The sequence below is a fragment of the Streptococcus wuxiensis genome, assembly GCF_040888245.1.
Classification (GTDB): domain Bacteria; phylum Bacillota; class Bacilli; order Lactobacillales; family Streptococcaceae; genus Streptococcus; species Streptococcus wuxiensis.
Window position 1 is genome coordinate 297,999 of the sequence record NZ_JBFNFE010000002.1, and the last position, 14,632, is coordinate 312,630.

16 protein-coding genes are annotated in these 14,632 nt (G+C 41.7%); 2 read left to right on the forward strand and 14 right to left on the reverse strand.

Going from position 1 to position 14,632, the window contains the following annotated elements; translation table 11 throughout:
* Positions 1 to 182: 182 nt before the first annotated feature.
* The 9 genes from AB2B47_RS04185 to AB2B47_RS04225 all read right to left on the reverse strand — a co-directional run bounded on the left by AB2B47_RS04185 (position 183) and on the right by AB2B47_RS04225 (position 7,791).
* Positions 183 to 2,525 carry a CAP domain-containing protein gene (locus AB2B47_RS04185; protein WP_320693701.1) on the reverse strand — a complete coding sequence of 781 codons (2,343 nt, stop codon included), beginning with the start codon at positions 2,523 to 2,525 and terminating at the stop codon, positions 183 to 185.
* 138 nt (positions 2,526 to 2,663) lie between these two features.
* Positions 2,664 to 3,506 carry an amino acid ABC transporter substrate-binding protein gene (locus AB2B47_RS04190; protein WP_006149171.1) on the reverse strand — a complete coding sequence of 281 codons (843 nt, stop codon included), beginning with the start codon at positions 3,504 to 3,506 and terminating at the stop codon, positions 2,664 to 2,666.
* A gap of 102 nt (positions 3,507 to 3,608) precedes the next feature.
* Positions 3,609 to 3,932, reverse strand: coding sequence for an AzlD domain-containing protein (locus AB2B47_RS04195; RefSeq protein WP_006152935.1), 324 nt, complete (start codon positions 3,930 to 3,932; stop codon positions 3,609 to 3,611).
* Complete coding sequence (locus tag AB2B47_RS04200) at positions 3,922 to 4,617, reverse strand: AzlC family ABC transporter permease (RefSeq protein WP_006153005.1); 696 nt, start codon at positions 4,615 to 4,617, stop codon at positions 3,922 to 3,924. The genes AB2B47_RS04195 and AB2B47_RS04200 overlap by 11 nt, the downstream gene beginning before the upstream one ends.
* Positions 4,618 to 4,687: 70 nt before the next feature.
* Positions 4,688 to 5,290 carry a hypothetical protein gene (locus AB2B47_RS04205; protein ID WP_320693702.1) on the reverse strand — a complete coding sequence of 201 codons (603 nt, stop codon included), beginning with the start codon at positions 5,288 to 5,290 and terminating at the stop codon, positions 4,688 to 4,690.
* A gap of 66 nt (positions 5,291 to 5,356) precedes the next feature.
* Positions 5,357 to 6,367: a tRNA (adenosine(37)-N6)-threonylcarbamoyltransferase complex transferase subunit TsaD gene (gene tsaD / locus AB2B47_RS04210; RefSeq protein WP_006152928.1), complete on the reverse strand. Its 1,011-nt coding sequence runs from the start codon at positions 6,365 to 6,367 to the stop codon at positions 5,357 to 5,359.
* A complete protein-coding gene (gene rimI / locus AB2B47_RS04215; protein ID WP_006152897.1) occupies positions 6,357 to 6,794 on the reverse strand; it encodes a ribosomal protein S18-alanine N-acetyltransferase in 438 nt (145 codons plus the stop codon). The genes tsaD and rimI overlap by 11 nt, the downstream gene beginning before the upstream one ends.
* The gene (tsaB, locus tag AB2B47_RS04220) at positions 6,791 to 7,474 is read right to left on the reverse strand and encodes a tRNA (adenosine(37)-N6)-threonylcarbamoyltransferase complex dimerization subunit type 1 TsaB (protein WP_006153081.1); all 684 of its coding nucleotides are present in this window, start codon (positions 7,472 to 7,474) and stop codon (positions 6,791 to 6,793) included. Before tsaB ends, rimI begins: the two co-directional genes overlap by 4 nt.
* Positions 7,475 to 7,584: 110 nt before the next feature.
* Positions 7,585 to 7,791 carry a hypothetical protein gene (locus tag AB2B47_RS04225; protein WP_006152980.1) on the reverse strand — a complete coding sequence of 69 codons (207 nt, stop codon included), beginning with the start codon at positions 7,789 to 7,791 and terminating at the stop codon, positions 7,585 to 7,587.
* Positions 7,792 to 8,063: 272 nt separating this feature from the next.
* On the opposite strand from AB2B47_RS04225, the gene AB2B47_RS04230 reads away from it, so the two are divergent.
* Together AB2B47_RS04230 and rnjA are read left to right on the forward strand one after the other, a co-directional pair.
* Positions 8,064 to 8,297 (forward strand): DNA-dependent RNA polymerase subunit epsilon, encoded by a 234-nt coding sequence (locus AB2B47_RS04230; protein WP_006149161.1) that lies wholly within the window; start codon positions 8,064 to 8,066, stop codon positions 8,295 to 8,297.
* 1 nt (position 8,298) lies between these two features.
* The gene (rnjA, locus tag AB2B47_RS04235; RefSeq protein WP_254724644.1) at positions 8,299 to 9,978 is read left to right on the forward strand and encodes a ribonuclease J1; all 1,680 of its coding nucleotides are present in this window, start codon (positions 8,299 to 8,301) and stop codon (positions 9,976 to 9,978) included.
* A gap of 41 nt (positions 9,979 to 10,019) precedes the next feature.
* On the opposite strand, the gene AB2B47_RS04240 is transcribed toward rnjA, so the two are convergent.
* The 5 genes from AB2B47_RS04240 to AB2B47_RS04260 form a co-directional block, all read right to left on the reverse strand.
* On the reverse strand, positions 10,020 to 11,057 hold the full coding sequence (locus AB2B47_RS04240) for an aldose epimerase family protein (RefSeq protein ID WP_320693703.1): 1,038 nt from the start codon (positions 11,055 to 11,057) through the stop codon (positions 10,020 to 10,022).
* 13 nt (positions 11,058 to 11,070) lie between these two features.
* A complete protein-coding gene (locus AB2B47_RS04245; RefSeq protein ID WP_006153160.1) occupies positions 11,071 to 12,234 on the reverse strand; it encodes an SIS domain-containing protein in 1,164 nt (387 codons plus the stop codon).
* Between the two features lie 266 nt (positions 12,235 to 12,500).
* A complete protein-coding gene (locus AB2B47_RS04250; protein WP_000167445.1) occupies positions 12,501 to 12,905 on the reverse strand; it encodes a PTS sugar transporter subunit IIA in 405 nt (134 codons plus the stop codon).
* 3 nt (positions 12,906 to 12,908) lie between these two features.
* Positions 12,909 to 13,730: a PTS system mannose/fructose/sorbose family transporter subunit IID gene (locus AB2B47_RS04255; RefSeq protein WP_006152801.1), complete on the reverse strand. Its 822-nt coding sequence runs from the start codon at positions 13,728 to 13,730 to the stop codon at positions 12,909 to 12,911.
* Entirely contained in the window at positions 13,717 to 14,622 is a 906-nt protein-coding gene (locus AB2B47_RS04260) for a PTS mannose/fructose/sorbose/N-acetylgalactosamine transporter subunit IIC (protein ID WP_006153031.1), read from the reverse strand. Before AB2B47_RS04260 ends, AB2B47_RS04255 begins: the two co-directional genes overlap by 14 nt.
* Between the last annotated feature and the right edge of the window lie 10 nt (positions 14,623 to 14,632).

The window sequence follows — 14,632 nt, forward strand, 5'->3', positions numbered from 1 at the left end:
TCTTTCTCCTTTAAAAATAATACCGTAATAGTATCTCATACTTTATTTGATTTCGCAAATTGTTATTAGATAGACAGACATATAGTTTGAAACTATACATATTAAGCTGATATTAGACCTATCCTCGGATCTATCATTCTACAAAAAAGCCATCTAGCTGATTACTAGATAGCTTTTAAGATTTATTCACCTTGTCTTCTGCGTCGTGTTACGATGCCTGCTAAGCCGAGACTCGCAAGTAAACCGTAAACTCCAAACAGAGTCGTTTGTCCATCTACACCTGAGTTTGTTCCTGTATTTGGTAATACTTTAGTAGAAGCTTTTTCTCCAGGTTTTTTAGTTTCTGCTCCTTGAGGTTTGTCAGCAAGTTTACGAAGATCAAATTCTGGAAGTGGGTCTTGAATTGGTGCATTTTTTGGTAGCCCAATAATCATTCCGTCTTTTTCTGCCACTTTCAGCATATTCTCTGCTTCAAGTACATCTAATAAAGCTTGTAGCTTCGCTTTAGCTTCTGCCAAGGCTGTTTGAGCCAATTTCAACTCAGCTTCTGCTTGATCACTAACTTTCTGTGCATTTGCTTTATCAGTTTCTGCTTGCTTCAAGGTTGTTTCCAAGGCTGATGCTTGACCTTTCAAGGTCATTGCTTTATCGCGTTTTTCTTCTGCATTTTTAATGGCTGTAGCCAATTCTGCTACCTTGGCTTGCAAGGCTTTTAGATTTTGACTTGCTTTAGTTGCTTCTTGTGATTTCGTAGCAACTAAGTCAGCTTTTGCTTTCGCATCTGCAGTCAAGGTTGCCAAATCAGATTTCGCTTGTTCCAAGTCTTTTTTAACTTGTTCACGTGAACTTGATAAATTATTGGCTTGTTTATTTAATTTATCCAAAGCTACTAACAAGTCAGCTTTTTTAGTTTCAGCAGCTACTTTTTTCGCATCTTTGTCAGCTTTTTCTGCTTTCAATGATGCAAGTTCAGCCTTAAGGTCAGCAGATTTGTCAATAACTGTTTTTTCAACGTATACAAAGTGATGCTCAGGCAAGAACTTCATGCGTTTACCATAGAAAGTCGGATGCAATTTATCATCGTCCTTAAAGGCATAGAAATTAGACGTGTATTCCTTCACTGTTTCAGGTGAATAGGCATTACTTGTATATGTATAATAAATGTTATTAGGATTTTTTCCTTCAATCGTTCCTTGGGCAACTCCTACTTTCCCTCCAACCGGTGTAAGAAGGGCTCTGCGGTGTCCGTAGTCGATTCCTTTTATATTATTAAAGTCTGCATACCAAGCTAAAAGGATTTTATAAGCATACTGTTTATAACTCATAATCTTATCGTAATTATAAATCGTTTGACCATTTTTAACTTCCACAAAGTTTGGTCCACCATCTGTTCCAGGAATTGCATAATCCATTCCGATATTTTCTACACGAACATCTTCTCCATCTGGGTGTGATAACTTGGTATCATGGCTTAGGATACCAGTAGTAGCCATTTCATTTGAACGTTCTTCTGCATGTTTGATGTAGGCTTCGTCTAGAGCTAAATCTTGTGTAACACCATTAGCGCGACGGAGTTCATTTGCTACCTCAATGAAAGCTTCTGTCAATTTGCGATTATCCACAACAAACTTAAAGACTGGTCTTGTTTTATATTTGGATGGATTTGCATTGTAATCAGCCAGCGCCTTAGTGAAGCGTTTCATTTCTTCAGTTGCTTCCTCTTCAACTTCACGAACACCTTGAAAGTCAACATTTTCCATCAAAGGTTTGCCTGCGGCGTCTCTAGGGCGATATTTTTTGTTATAGTCATAATCATCCTCAGATGCTGGAGCTTTATGCCCTTGTTCTTCTGGATTCAAGACATTTTTCAAGACTGTTGGTTTGTAATTGTCAAGTTCCTTTTGTTTTTCTGCTATCTTATTCGCTACTTCACTTGCTGCTTTAGTCTGTTCTTGAAGAGACTGCTCTGCCTTTTTAACCTCTTTTTCTGTATTAGAGATTTGATTTTTAAGACTTTCATCAGTCATACCATCTAGTTCAGCTTGTTTAGCTTTTACCTCTGCCGCTTTAGCATCACGCTTTTCATTGGCAGATTGGCTAGCTTCTTTAGCTGCTGTTGCTGCAGATTTAGCTGCTGTTGCTGTAGATTCTGCATTTGCCAAAGCTTTGTCAGCTTCTGTTTTTTCAGCGCTCTTCTCAGATGCTACTTTTGATTCTTCTTCGATGATAGCATCAGCATTTTTAGCGATATTGATAGATTCTTTTGTCTCAGCAACCTTTTTATCAGCCTTGGCTAAGTCCTTTTTAGCCTCCGCTTCTTTTGAAGCTTTTTCATCTACAGACGCTTGAGCTTTCTTAACTTCCTTTTGCGCATCTGTAATCTGTTTTTCAGATGATGATGGTGTAACAGCTTTTTCCTTAGCATCTACAGGCTTTTCATTAGCTTGAACTTCCTGATTTATCGCACTTGCTGCTAACAAAGCAGTCGCTAATGTAAATGAGGATAGAAATTTTTTATATTTCATGACAATCTCCTTTAAGGGTATTATATACTATTATAATCTATGTAAACGCCTTCTGTCAAAGAATATGAGGTAAAGAGGTCGTTTTTTTGAATGTGCTTACATAAAAATACCCCTGTCACTAACAGAGGTAAGTTTTAACTATTTAATGTCAGCTTCTGCTGGCAGGTAAGAGCCACCAAAGAACTGTTGAGATAGTTTTTCAAGCGTTCCATCTTTATAGAGTTCTTGGATGCGTTTGTCCACAAAAGCCTTCAACTCATCTTGACCTTTGGCAAGAAGTGGATAAACATAAGGTTGTTGATCGCTTGGAAGTTCGATGACTTTCAAGTTATCCAAACCTTGGTTTTTGATAACTGTTTCTACACCGATTTTATCAAAAATCTTGTAGTCGAATTGTCCATCGCTCAAACGAGACATGATTTGTTGGAAATCTGCCTTAGTATAATTAAGGATAGTTGGATTGTCAGCATGTTCTGTGTTGTATGCTTCCAATTGTTTAGCTGAGGTTGTTCCTTGAACGACTTCAGTAGATTTTCCACCGATATCATCAAGAGACTTGATGCTAGTGTCGTCCTTCTTCACAACAAGAACGTTAGGGTTTTTAGCAGTTGGCGCTGCGTAGAGGTATTTCTCTGCACGTTCTTTGGTATAACTAAGGTTGTTAACGGCCATTTGGTAACGATCGCTATCAAGTCCTGGGAAAATCCCTGACCACTCTGTCTTTTCAAACTTGACAGTATACTTGTCTGAGTCTTTAAAGATAGCACGAACAAGCTCAATCTCGTAACCTGTCAATTCACCATTTTCTTCATAGATAAATGGTTTTGGCGATCCATTAGTTGCTACAACGATTTCTTTCTTACCAGATGTTGCTTCACCAGATGCAGCATCTTTCTTCTCACCACCTGAGCAAGCTGCTAATACACCTGCGGCAACAAGCCCTAGGGCAGCAAGTGATGAATATTTAACGATTTTTTTCATGATATTTCCTCCAAAATAAGATACAGTCTTATCTTAACAGAAAAAAAGCAATTGCGCCATTATATGATTTCTATATTTGCCATAGTTTTTCTTTATGGCTGATTAAAAAACCAAGCGTAGGACTGCTATCAAGACCACTCCAAAGAGAACCGTCCCCACCAGATTGCGGTAACGAAAGGCGACTAAGGCTGTTGGAAAGACTGCTATCAAGTCTAACCATTTTATCTGTGGGAAGCTTCCGATTTTTCCTGTCACCACACTTGAAAGAATCAAGGCGAAGATAATAGATACAGGTAAAAATTTCAAAAAACGCTCTACGATTACTGGTAATCCTTTGTACTTAGCAAGTATGAAAGGAATCATTCTTGGAATCCAGGTCACCAAGCCAGAGAAGATAATTGCCATTAAAATATACTTACTGACCATCCAAGACCACCCCCATGGTACAACCTAGCAAGGTCGCAAACAGAACAGCTAGTGACTGAGACACCACTGTCAAAAGCATAAAGAAGGAAAGGGCAACAACTCCTAAAATGATGAAGAGGTTGCGCAAGGGAATCCGTTTTTGCATAATTTGAAACTGGGAAGTAAAAATCCCGATAAACATCCCCACTAGGGCAAAATCTAGACCAATAACTTCCGGATTTGGCAAAAGTCCACCTAGAGCAGTCCCGACAACAGTTCCGACAAACCAAGCTAGATAGCTGTTAAGGTTGTTTCCGTGCATCCACATAGGATTAACCTTTTCCGTATGGACCAGCTCGCCCATCAAGACCCCGTATGTCTCATCCGTCAAGAGGCTAGACATTCCGATATTATGCCAGAGACTAGTATGACGGAAATAGGTCGATGCATGTAAACTCAATAAAAAGAGCCGTAGATTGATCAAAAAGACCGTCATGGCAATAGCAGCCACAGGCGCTTGGACTGCAATTAAGGCCAGCATGGCAAACTGGGCACTTCCAGCATAAACAAAGAGACTCATCAAGCCCATCTCTACAGGGGTTACATATGGAGCCCCGATAATCCCACAAGCAAGTCCGATGCTGACATAGCCTAAAGCGGTCGGCACTGCAGCCTGTGCCCCCTCCCAAAATCCTTTTTCTTTCATAAACCTCCTCATTCTTACAAATACATCATTCTATTGTCACAAAGCGTTCAAAACAAGAACCCTAGGGCGACTACCATCGAGATTGATCGATGCGAATATTATATTGGTTGTTCTCAGGATTATCCTCATCCTCATATTCTGTAGGATAAACATCAATCCAGAGTTCTCTCATTTGCCCTTTCAGTTTAACCTTGTAGCGATAACCGTCATCATAGAGTCCTACCGTATCAGTGGTCATGGACTGGTAATCTGGAAGAGCTTCGATTTCTGCTTTCATATCTTTGGTCATTTGATAAAAGATTTCTTTCTGTTGAGCTTTGGAAGCCACAGGGAAATAAACCGACGCCCCTTGTAAACGATGCGATTCTGAAAAAGTAAAGGTCACACGACCGCTGTAACTTTTCCATTTAAAGTTTTCGTAGTGGTAGAAAAGGCGCCCTGTTTTATAGAGATAGGGATCTCTTGCATGCCAAGGATTGTGATAACCAGTTTCTGTTTCTTCTACTATTTCATTAGGTTTTCCAAACACTTTTTCAAAGGATTCGAGGGGCATGTTAAATGAAATAGTTTCAAACATGACCAATTGCGTCTTTTGAAACAGCTGAAAAACCAGCAGAGACAGCAACAATACCACTAGGGCAAGTGCTACACTAATTATTTTTTTAAATCTCATATTTCTACTATACTAAAAAACTCGCGCATTTGTCCAAGATAAAAGAGTTAACGCTGAGCTAACTCTTTATTCCATAGTATCAAAAGCGAGGCTGGGTTTGGCATTTAGTTCCAAGTCTGCAAAGTTTTCTTTATTCCACTCACTAACGCTAGCATAGGCAATCATACCCGCATTGTCTCCGCAAAGTCGCAGAGGTGGAATGATAACCTTGACGTCGGTGATTTCAGCCGCCAAACGTTCTCTAAGACCTTTATTTGCAGCTACACCACCAGCCACAACTAAGGTTTTAACAGGGTATTTTTCTAAGGCCTTCTTGGTTTTTGCCATGAGAATATCCATGACTGCTGCTTGGAAGGATGCAGATAGGTCTTCCTTGGATAAACTTTCTCCCTTTTGCTCGGCATTGTGGTGAAGATTGATAAAGGCAGACTTCAATCCAGAGAATGAAAACTCCAGATTGTCCTCCTTGATCATGGCACGTGGGAAATCATATACATCCTGACCTTGATGAGCCAACTCGTCAATCTCCCGACCGGCTGGATAGGTCAAACCCATGACACGACCGACCTTATCATAGGCCTCACCAACCGCATCATCACGAGTTTCTCCAACAATCTTATAATCACCAGCCTCAGAAACATAGACTAACTCTGTGTGGCCACCACTGACCAAGAGGGCTAGCAAGGGAAACTCCAAAGGTTCGACACTTTGAGCTGCCATGAGGTGACCAGCCATGTGGTTCACGGGAATCAGGGGAAGTTCATGAGCCCAAGCAAAGGCCTTAGCAGCTGACAAACCAACAAGCAAGGCTCCGACCAAGCCTGGTCCGTAAGTAACCGCCACAGCTGTCACATCGTTTTCAGTAATTCCTGCTTCTGCTAACGCCTCCTCGATGCAGGCTGTAATGACCTCGACGTGGTGACGACTGGCTACTTCTGGCACTACGCCACCAAAACGTTTATGACTTTCAATTTGACTAGCAATGACATTGGACAAGAGCTGGTCGTCGTTTTTCAGGACGGCGACACTGGTCTCATCACAGGATGTCTCAAATGCTAAAATATATCTATCCTTCATCTATTTCTCTCTTCATGATAATGGCGTCCTCAACTGGATTATGGTAATAGGACTTTCTCTCAGCGATGACCGCCATTTTTTCTTTCTTGTAAAATGCTTGCGCTCGTTGGTTTGACTTTCTGACTTCGAGAAAAATCTCCTTGTCTGCTGGTAATTGAGCAAACAAGGCTGAGGCTATCCCCTGACCTTGATAAGCTTTCTTGACAGCGATTTGCAAGACTTCTGCTTCAAAAAGATTCTCCTGCACGCCTAGAAAGCCAATCACTTCTGCCCCATCATAAGCCAAAGCATACCAAGTCTGGTCTTGAGACAGGTCTGCTTGGATTTGTTCCAACGTCCAAGGACTGACGGGATAAACATCCGTCATCACTTCGTAGATAGCTTGTGCCACATCAGGTTGCTGTTGGATTCGTTTGATTTCTATCATAGGCGTTTAATGTAAGACTCGCCAGACTCGCTATGGTTCTTGAGCCAATTTTCCTCAGCTTCGACACGCTTGAGGTAATTCGGCACAAAATCGTGCAAGGAGTCTGCTTCCTTATCCCATGCCCAAAGAGCAAGATTCGCTGCGTTTGGTAAGGTTTCTTGATAGTTGGCCTGTGGTAATTGTTCTTGGATCTGCTCCACAAAGGGACCCACTTCTCCAACAAAGGTCACCTGTTCAGCATCCTTGACTTGCTCAAGGACTTCCTCGAAAGACAGGTGAGCTTCGGGAAAGACAGGTTGAGCATGTTCATAAAATCCTGCGTATACATTGTTACGGCGTGCATCCATCAAAGGAACAACCAGACCTTCCTCTTGATTCGGTAGCAGAGCTAAAAGGCTCGACATACCTACCAACTCAATGTTTAAGGTATGAGCCAAGGTCTTGGCAGTTGCTACTGCGATTCGCAAACCTGTATAGCTACCCGGCCCCTCTGCTACGACGATTCGATCCAAATCCTTTGGCGTCAAATCCAAACTCGCCATCAAAAAATCAATAGCAGGCATGAGGGTAATACTGTGATTTTTCTTGATATTAATCGTGGTCTCAGCAAGAAGCTGCTTGTCCTCTAAAATAGCTAGAGAAAGAGCCTTGCTGGACGTATCAAAAGCTAATACTTTCATAACACATTCCTATCTTTTTGTCTGTTTACTATTATACTACAAAAGCTGACACATGGGAATTTTCTTTGTTTTGAAACAAGAATGTCCTGCCAAATAGACAGGACAAGCACTCAAGAATTCAAACCAAAGTAAAATACGAACCAGACCACATAGGTCACTAGGAGAAGGAAAAACGAATACAGAGTCACGAAGCCAATCTTCCAAATGAGTTTGGCTTTCCGATACTCCAACCGAGTATACAAAACATTTCCTCCGTAAACACAGGCAACAAATCCCGTAAAGGCCAGAAGACGAATGATAATAGCTAGTTGAAACATATCCTGCCCTCCTTCATAAGGAAAAACCTCTTTTCTAACTTTATTATAGCACTTGATTCTAAAGTCTTCAAATACTTGTATCGGGCAAAATGAAACACATTTCAAGCTCCTTACTTTCATGTTTCCTGCTTTTACTAATTCCCCTTTTTATGTTATAATTGAGATAATTGTAACGAATCAAGGTCAATACAGGCAGAAAATAAAATAGAAACAAACAGCTTCAAGCTGGTAATTTTTTGAATACAGCTGACCTGAAAACAGAAAGGAAACACATGATTTACAAAGTTTTTTATCAAGAAACAAAAGACCGTAGCCCACGTCGTGAAACAACACGCTCACTTTACTTAGACATTGATGCCAGCTCAGAACTTGAGGGACGTATCATTGCCCGTGAACTTGTTGAAAAAAACCGTCCAGAATTCAACGTTGAATATATCGAGCTCTTGTCAGACAAATTGCTAGACTACGAAAAAGAAACTGGCGCATTCGAAATTACGGAGTTCTAATATGGCCTATACTCTTAAACCAGAAGAAGTGGGCGTTTTTGCCATTGGTGGTCTAGGAGAAATCGGTAAAAACACATACGGAATCGAATACCAAGACGAAATCATTATCGTTGATGCAGGGATTAAATTCCCCGAGGATGACTTGCTTGGTATCGACTACGTTATCCCTGATTACTCTTACATTGTCGAAAATATCGACCGCGTCAAGGCTCTCTTGATTACACACGGACACGAGGACCATATTGGTGGGATTCCTTTCTTGCTCAAGCAAGCAAATATCCCTATCTATGCAGGACCTCTTGCACTCGCTTTGATCCGTGGAAAACTCGAAGAGCATGGCCTTTTGCGTAATGCTACACTTCACGAAATCAACCACAACACTGAGTTGACCTTTAAAAATCTTAAAGCAACTTTCTTTAGAACAACTCACTCGATCCCAGAACCTTTGGGAATTGTTATCCACACACCTCAAGGAAAAATCGTCTGTACCGGTGACTTCAAGTTTGACTTTACACCAGTTGGTGAACCTGCAGACTTGCACCGTATGGCAGCCCTAGGTGAAGACGGAGTGCTTTGCTTACTCTCAGACTCGACAAATGCTGAAGTACCAACCTTTACAAACTCTGAAAAGGTCGTTGGTCAGTCTATTATGAAGATTATCCAAGGTATCGAGGGGCGCATCATCTTTGCATCCTTTGCCTCAAATATCTTCCGTCTCCAACAAGCAACTGATGCCGCTGTCAAAACAGGGCGTAAGATTGCTGTCTTTGGACGCTCTATGGAAAAGGCCATTGTCAACGGAATCGAACTTGGCTACATCAAAGCGCCAAAAGGAACCTTCATCGAAGCAAATGAAATCAAAGATTACCCTGCAGGTGAAATTCTTATCCTCTGTACAGGTAGCCAGGGTGAACCTATGGCGGCTCTCTCTCGTATCGCTAACGGAACCCACCGTCAAGTGCAACTCCAACCTGGCGATACGGTTATCTTCTCATCTAGTCCAATCCCTGGAAACACCACTAGCGTTAACAAGCTGATTAACATCATTTCTGAAGCTGGTGTTGAAGTCATCCATGGTAAGATTAACAACATCCATACATCTGGACATGGTGGTCAGCAAGAACAGAAACTCATGCTCCGCCTCATCAAACCAAAATACTTCATGCCTGTTCACGGTGAATATCGCATGCAAAAAGTCCACGCTGGACTTGCCGTAGATACTGGAGTTGAGAAGGACAATATCTTTATCATGAGCAATGGTGATGTCCTTGCCCTTACTGCAAACTCTGCTCGTATCGCTGGTCATTTCAATGCTCAAGATATCTACGTCGATGGAAATCGGATCGGCGAAATCGGTGCGGCAGTCCTAAAAGACCGCCGAGACCTATCCGAAGACGGTGTCGTACTTGCTGTCGCAACGGTAGACTTTGAGTCTCAGATGATTATTTCTGGACCAGATATCCTTAGTCGTGGTTTCGTCTACATGCGCGAATCTGGCGACTTGATCCGTCAAAGTCAGCGCATCCTTTTCAATGCTATTCGTATCGCTTTGAAAAACAAGGATGCCAGCGTCCAGTCTGTCAATGGTGCTATCGTAAACGCCATTCGACCATTCCTTTACGAAAACACTGAACGTGAACCAATCATCATTCCGATGATTCTCACACCAGATGAAGAATAATAAAAAATTCTCTGAAATCCTATGACTTCAGAGAATTTTTATTATTTAACGACAATTTCGTAACGAGTTTTGCTAGTGAAAGTCTCTCCTGCTTTTAGAATGACTTGATCTTTCAGGTCACTGTGAATAGCATCTGGTAAAGCCTGCGCTTCAAGAGCAATTCCATTGTGCTGAATCATCGGCTGACCAGCGATAATGACACTCTCATCCACAAAGTTTGCGGTGTAAACTACAAAGCAAGGAGCTTCTGTCTTAAAGAGTAAGAAGCGACCTGAACCCTGGTCATAGAGAAAACCAGCATTGTCATGTCCTGCAGGCAGAGCAAATGGGTGGTCCAAACCAGATACGAGTTGGATTTGCTCATCTTCTTCTGCAAAGATATCCTTCAACAAGGCGCCATTGTAGATATGTTTGACCACATCACGATTAGCATCTGGAGCTTTAGCTGGGACACCGTCAGGAGCGATTGGATAAATACCTTCTGTATTCAGTTGGAAAACATGGCGGTCAACCGTCTGAGTGAAATCGCCTGACAAGTTAAAGTAGCTATGGTTGGTCGGATTGACCAAAGTATCTTTGTCTGTCGTTACCTTATAACTAACTTCGTAGGCACCAGTTTCTTCCAAGTGGTAGCTAATCCAAATTTTAAGGTTTCCAGGGAAACCTCCTGTCCCGTCTGTTCTTTCTGTGTAAAGAGTCAAACCATGGTCGCTCACCTCGACTAGTTCAAACAAACTAGAATCCCAACCTGTTGAACCACTGTGGTTACAGTTGCTTGCGTTATTGACTTCGAGTTCATAGGTTTTCCCATTCAATTCGAATGTCGCACCTGCGATACGACCTGCAACTGGACCTACACTCGCTCCATGTTTAGGACTGTTACCTACATAGCTATCAAAATCATCAAAGCCTAGGATAACATTGGCAAAATTACCAGCCTTATCAGGAGTTACATAGCGTAGAATCGTTGCACCATAGGTCATGATTTCTAGTTGGTAGCCTGCTTCTGTTTCAAAGCGATAAGCGACAACATCCTTGTCATCAACTTTCCCAAATACACGTTCTGTGTATGTTTTCATCCTTTTCTCCTTATTATTTGAATTCGTGAATAATAACACCTTGAACGACGCGGTTTACTGTACCTGTAGGTGATGGTGTATCAGGTCTGTTGCCAACCTTAAGCGAAGTCAAGAGAGCAAATAATTGACCATAAACAATATAAGGGAATACACGGTAAACGTCATTCAAGACACCGCCACAGCCAAGTGCTACTTCCTTAACGTTTTCAAGACCAAAGGCTCGATCACTCAAGAGAACAACGCGACGAGCGATTTGGTCCCCTGCAACTTCACGAACCAAGTCTAAGTCATACTTACGAGTATAGTCTGTTGTAGTGCCAAAAACTAAGACAACTGTATCTTCGTTGATGAGAGATTTTGGACCGTGACGGAAGCCAACTGGACTTTCATACATTGTCGCAACCTGACCAGCAGTCAATTCCAAAATTTTCAGTTGTGCCTCATGAGCAAGTCCGAAGAATGGACCTGCACCTAAGTAAATCACACGGTTAAAGTCCAAGTCAACCAACTCTTTCACATCTGCCACATTGTCAAGAACTTTACGAGCAAGACTAGAAAGCACTTCAAAACGTTCTGCTTTAAGAGCAAATTCAGTTGGATCAAAGACCAAAAGTGCGGTCAACATCATTGAAGTAAAGCTTGATGTCATAGCAAATCCAGCATCGTTAGAAGCTGCCGGTTGCAAGAGCAAGAGGTTGCGATCGTCACCGTGGGCTTGAAGTGCTAATTTCCCTTCAGCCGCACAAGTGATTGTTACTTGATAAAGCTCGTCAACTAAGGCTTTTGCTAAGTCAACGGTTGCTACACTCTCAGGTGAGTTTCCACTACGAGCAAAGGATACTAAAACCGTAGGTACTTCTTTTTTCAAATAGGTTTGTGGGTTTGCAACGATATCAGTTGTAGCAATAGCATTGAAATTCCATTTACGTTCGTCATAGACTTCCTTGAAGTATGGAACCAAGGTATCACCCACATAAGCTGAAGTCCCAGCACCAGTCAGGATAACCTTAATGTAGTCATGTTTATCTGCAATTCCTTTCAAGAAGGCTGCAATTTCGTCACGGCGTGCTTGGTATGATTCAAAAGCTTCCTTCCAAACATCTGGTTGTTGGTAAATTTCTCGTGTGGTGATCTCTGCTCCCAACTCAAGCAAATCTTCTTTTGTATAATCTAGCATTGAAAACCTCTAATCTAATATTGTTTCATGATTGAAAACATGGGAATGGGAGTCGCTCCCATTCCCATGTATATTTTCTATAAGATGATTTAACGTTTTAACGCAATCACATCTTATACTCAATGAAAATCAAAGAGCAAACTAGGAAGCTAGCCGAAGGTTGCTCAAAGCACTGCTTTGAGGTTGCCGGATAAGACTGACGAAGTCAGTAACATATATACGGCAAGGCGAAGCTGACGTGGTTTGAATTTGATTTTTGAAGAGTATTATTCATCTTCATCGTCGTCGAAGCTTGCCAATAAATCATTAACTTTCACAATGCTTTCTGAAGCACGACTCTTATAGTCCGCATCCATTCCAGTTAGGCTTGCATTGATAAACTCAATGACCATTGGAAGGTTCATTCCTGCATAAAGTTCAATATCACGACCTTCCATAATCAAACGGCTCACCACGTTACATGGAGTTCCGCCAAGAAGATCCGCAAAGACTAGGAAATCATCCAATCCTTCAACAGCAGCTTCAAACTTAGCAGTAAATTCTTCTGGTCCATCTTCTGGAAGAAGAGCGACCGCATGAATGTTATCTTGTGGTCCCATAATCATCTCTGTGCTACCTTTAAGTTCTTCACAGAAACGACCGTGGCTCACTAAAATTAATGATTTCGTCATAAATTATGCGCCCATTCCAAGTGCAAATTTACCAAAGGCAGAAAGAGCCAAGGCAAGCACGATAATGATACCGATAGCTTTTGTAGAGTTCATACCCTTCTTACCAAGCAACCAGAAGATGAAGGCAGTGAAGATTGCTGGAAGCAAACGTGGGAAGATTGAGTTCAAGATATCTTGGAAGTCAATCATCTTTTCACCGATTGGCAATTTGTATGAAATTTCAAAGTTGATCATTGTTGCTACAAGAGCACCCATCATGAACACACCAAGTACAGATGCAGCTTCAATCAAAGCTGTCAAAGTACTTTGCATGTTGTTGATAAGGTTAACCCCTTCTTTGTAGGCAAATTCCAACTGTTTCCAACGGAAGATGTCATACGCTACTGCAACTGCAATCCAAAGGAAGATACCCCAAGGTTGACCAGCGATAGCCATTGTTGCAGCGATAGATCCCATGATAGCAGGTACAAGTGAACCAAAGATAGTATCTCCAAGAGGAGCGAATGGTCCCATCAAACCTGTCTTGATACCGTTAACCGCATCTTTAGAGACAACGCCATCTTTTTCTTCCATGGCAAGGTCAAAACCAACGATGATTGTGTGGAAGAATGGTGAAGTGTTGAAGAATTGAGTATGAACTTTCATCATTTCTTTCAACTCAGGAGTTCCATCTCCATACATTTTACGCAATTGTGGCAAGATCATGTAAAGGTAACCTGATGCTTGCATACGTTCGTAGTTCCATCCCAATTGGAAAGTGAACAAGCTACGTTTGTTAATTTGATTAAAATCTTCTTTTGTTAATTTGTAATTAGAATTCGTCATCTTCAATTTCCCCACTTTCTGACTGAGTAGAAGGTGCTGCTACAGCAACTTTTTGGCTGTTCTTGAAGTGAACAACCGCAAGGAAGATACCTACGATAGAGATACCGATCATAGACAATCCTTTGAAGTTGTTAACAAAGCCAATTTTTTCAGCAACTTCAGCAGGAAGAGTGCCAATGATTCCAGCAACTGCTCCACCAAGACTTGTTACGTTTGAGTAAAGTACAGTCAACATAGCTGTCAAACCGAATCCCATAGCAAGGTAGTGAAGGTTACGTTTAACTGGAAGGTAACGAAGCAAGATAGCGAATCCAAGACCTGGAAGCATACGACCTGCAAGAGTCAAACCGTCTGCAACCCATTGGTATTCTTTAACAAGATTTACAACACCTTGTACGAATTCTCCACCGAAAGCAAGGGCGAAGAATACTGGAAGGGCACGAGATAGAGCCCAAGGAAGCGCACCAAGAAGATAGTTACGTTCGATTCCTTTGTAGTCAAAGCGTTCAATCGCAGCGTCAATACGGTGAGCGAAGAATGTTGTAGTCATACGACCAAGTACGTCGAAGTAAGTCAAAAGTGCTGCTACTGGTACAGCGATTGTAGTGATCGCAAGGTCTGTTTCGATTCCTTGTGAAACTGAGAAAGCAGTCGCAAGAACCGCACCAGAAGTTGCGTCAATACGAGAAGCACCACCGAAGGTACCTACCCCAAGTACGAACAACTGCAAGCTACCACCGATAAACAAACCAGTTGTCAAATCTCCCATGACTAAACCAGTAATGAAACCAGCGAATACAGGCGAACCTGCAGAAGAAACGATCGTCAACTCATCACAGATTTGATAAGCTGAGTACAGAGTGAGAAGTAAAATTTGCCACCATTGTATCATAACAATGACC

Excerpts from the sequence above, each read along its gene's own strand:
- AB2B47_RS04185 (WP_320693701.1), bottom strand. The coding sequence starts at position 2,525 with ATGAAATATAAAAAATTTCTATCCTCATTTACATTAGCGACTGCTTTG.
- AB2B47_RS04190 (WP_006149171.1), bottom strand. The coding sequence starts at position 3,506 with ATGAAAAAAATCGTTAAATATTCATCACTTGCTGCCCTAGGGCTTGTT.
- AB2B47_RS04195 (WP_006152935.1), bottom strand. The coding sequence starts at position 3,932 with ATGGTCAGTAAGTATATTTTAATGGCAATTATCTTCTCTGGCTTGGTG.
- AB2B47_RS04200 (WP_006153005.1), bottom strand. The coding sequence starts at position 4,617 with ATGAAAGAAAAAGGATTTTGGGAGGGGGCACAGGCTGCAGTGCCGACC.
- AB2B47_RS04205 (WP_320693702.1), bottom strand. The coding sequence starts at position 5,290 with ATGAGATTTAAAAAAATAATTAGTGTAGCACTTGCCCTAGTGGTATTG.
- tsaD (WP_006152928.1), bottom strand. The coding sequence starts at position 6,367 with ATGAAGGATAGATATATTTTAGCATTTGAGACATCCTGTGATGAGACC.
- rimI (WP_006152897.1), bottom strand. The coding sequence starts at position 6,794 with ATGATAGAAATCAAACGAATCCAACAGCAACCTGATGTGGCACAAGCT.
- tsaB (WP_006153081.1), bottom strand. The coding sequence starts at position 7,474 with ATGAAAGTATTAGCTTTTGATACGTCCAGCAAGGCTCTTTCTCTAGCT.
- AB2B47_RS04225 (WP_006152980.1), bottom strand. The coding sequence starts at position 7,791 with ATGTTTCAACTAGCTATTATCATTCGTCTTCTGGCCTTTACGGGATTT.
- AB2B47_RS04230 (WP_006149161.1), top strand. The coding sequence starts at position 8,064 with ATGATTTACAAAGTTTTTTATCAAGAAACAAAAGACCGTAGCCCACGT.
- rnjA (WP_254724644.1), top strand. The coding sequence starts at position 8,299 with ATGGCCTATACTCTTAAACCAGAAGAAGTGGGCGTTTTTGCCATTGGT.
- AB2B47_RS04240 (WP_320693703.1), bottom strand. The coding sequence starts at position 11,057 with ATGAAAACATACACAGAACGTGTATTTGGGAAAGTTGATGACAAGGAT.
- AB2B47_RS04245 (WP_006153160.1), bottom strand. The coding sequence starts at position 12,234 with ATGCTAGATTATACAAAAGAAGATTTGCTTGAGTTGGGAGCAGAGATC.
- AB2B47_RS04250 (WP_000167445.1), bottom strand. The coding sequence starts at position 12,905 with ATGACGAAATCATTAATTTTAGTGAGCCACGGTCGTTTCTGTGAAGAA.
- AB2B47_RS04255 (WP_006152801.1), bottom strand. The coding sequence starts at position 13,730 with ATGACGAATTCTAATTACAAATTAACAAAAGAAGATTTTAATCAAATT.
- AB2B47_RS04260 (WP_006153031.1), bottom strand. The coding sequence starts at position 14,622 with ATGATACAATGGTGGCAAATTTTACTTCTCACTCTGTACTCAGCTTAT.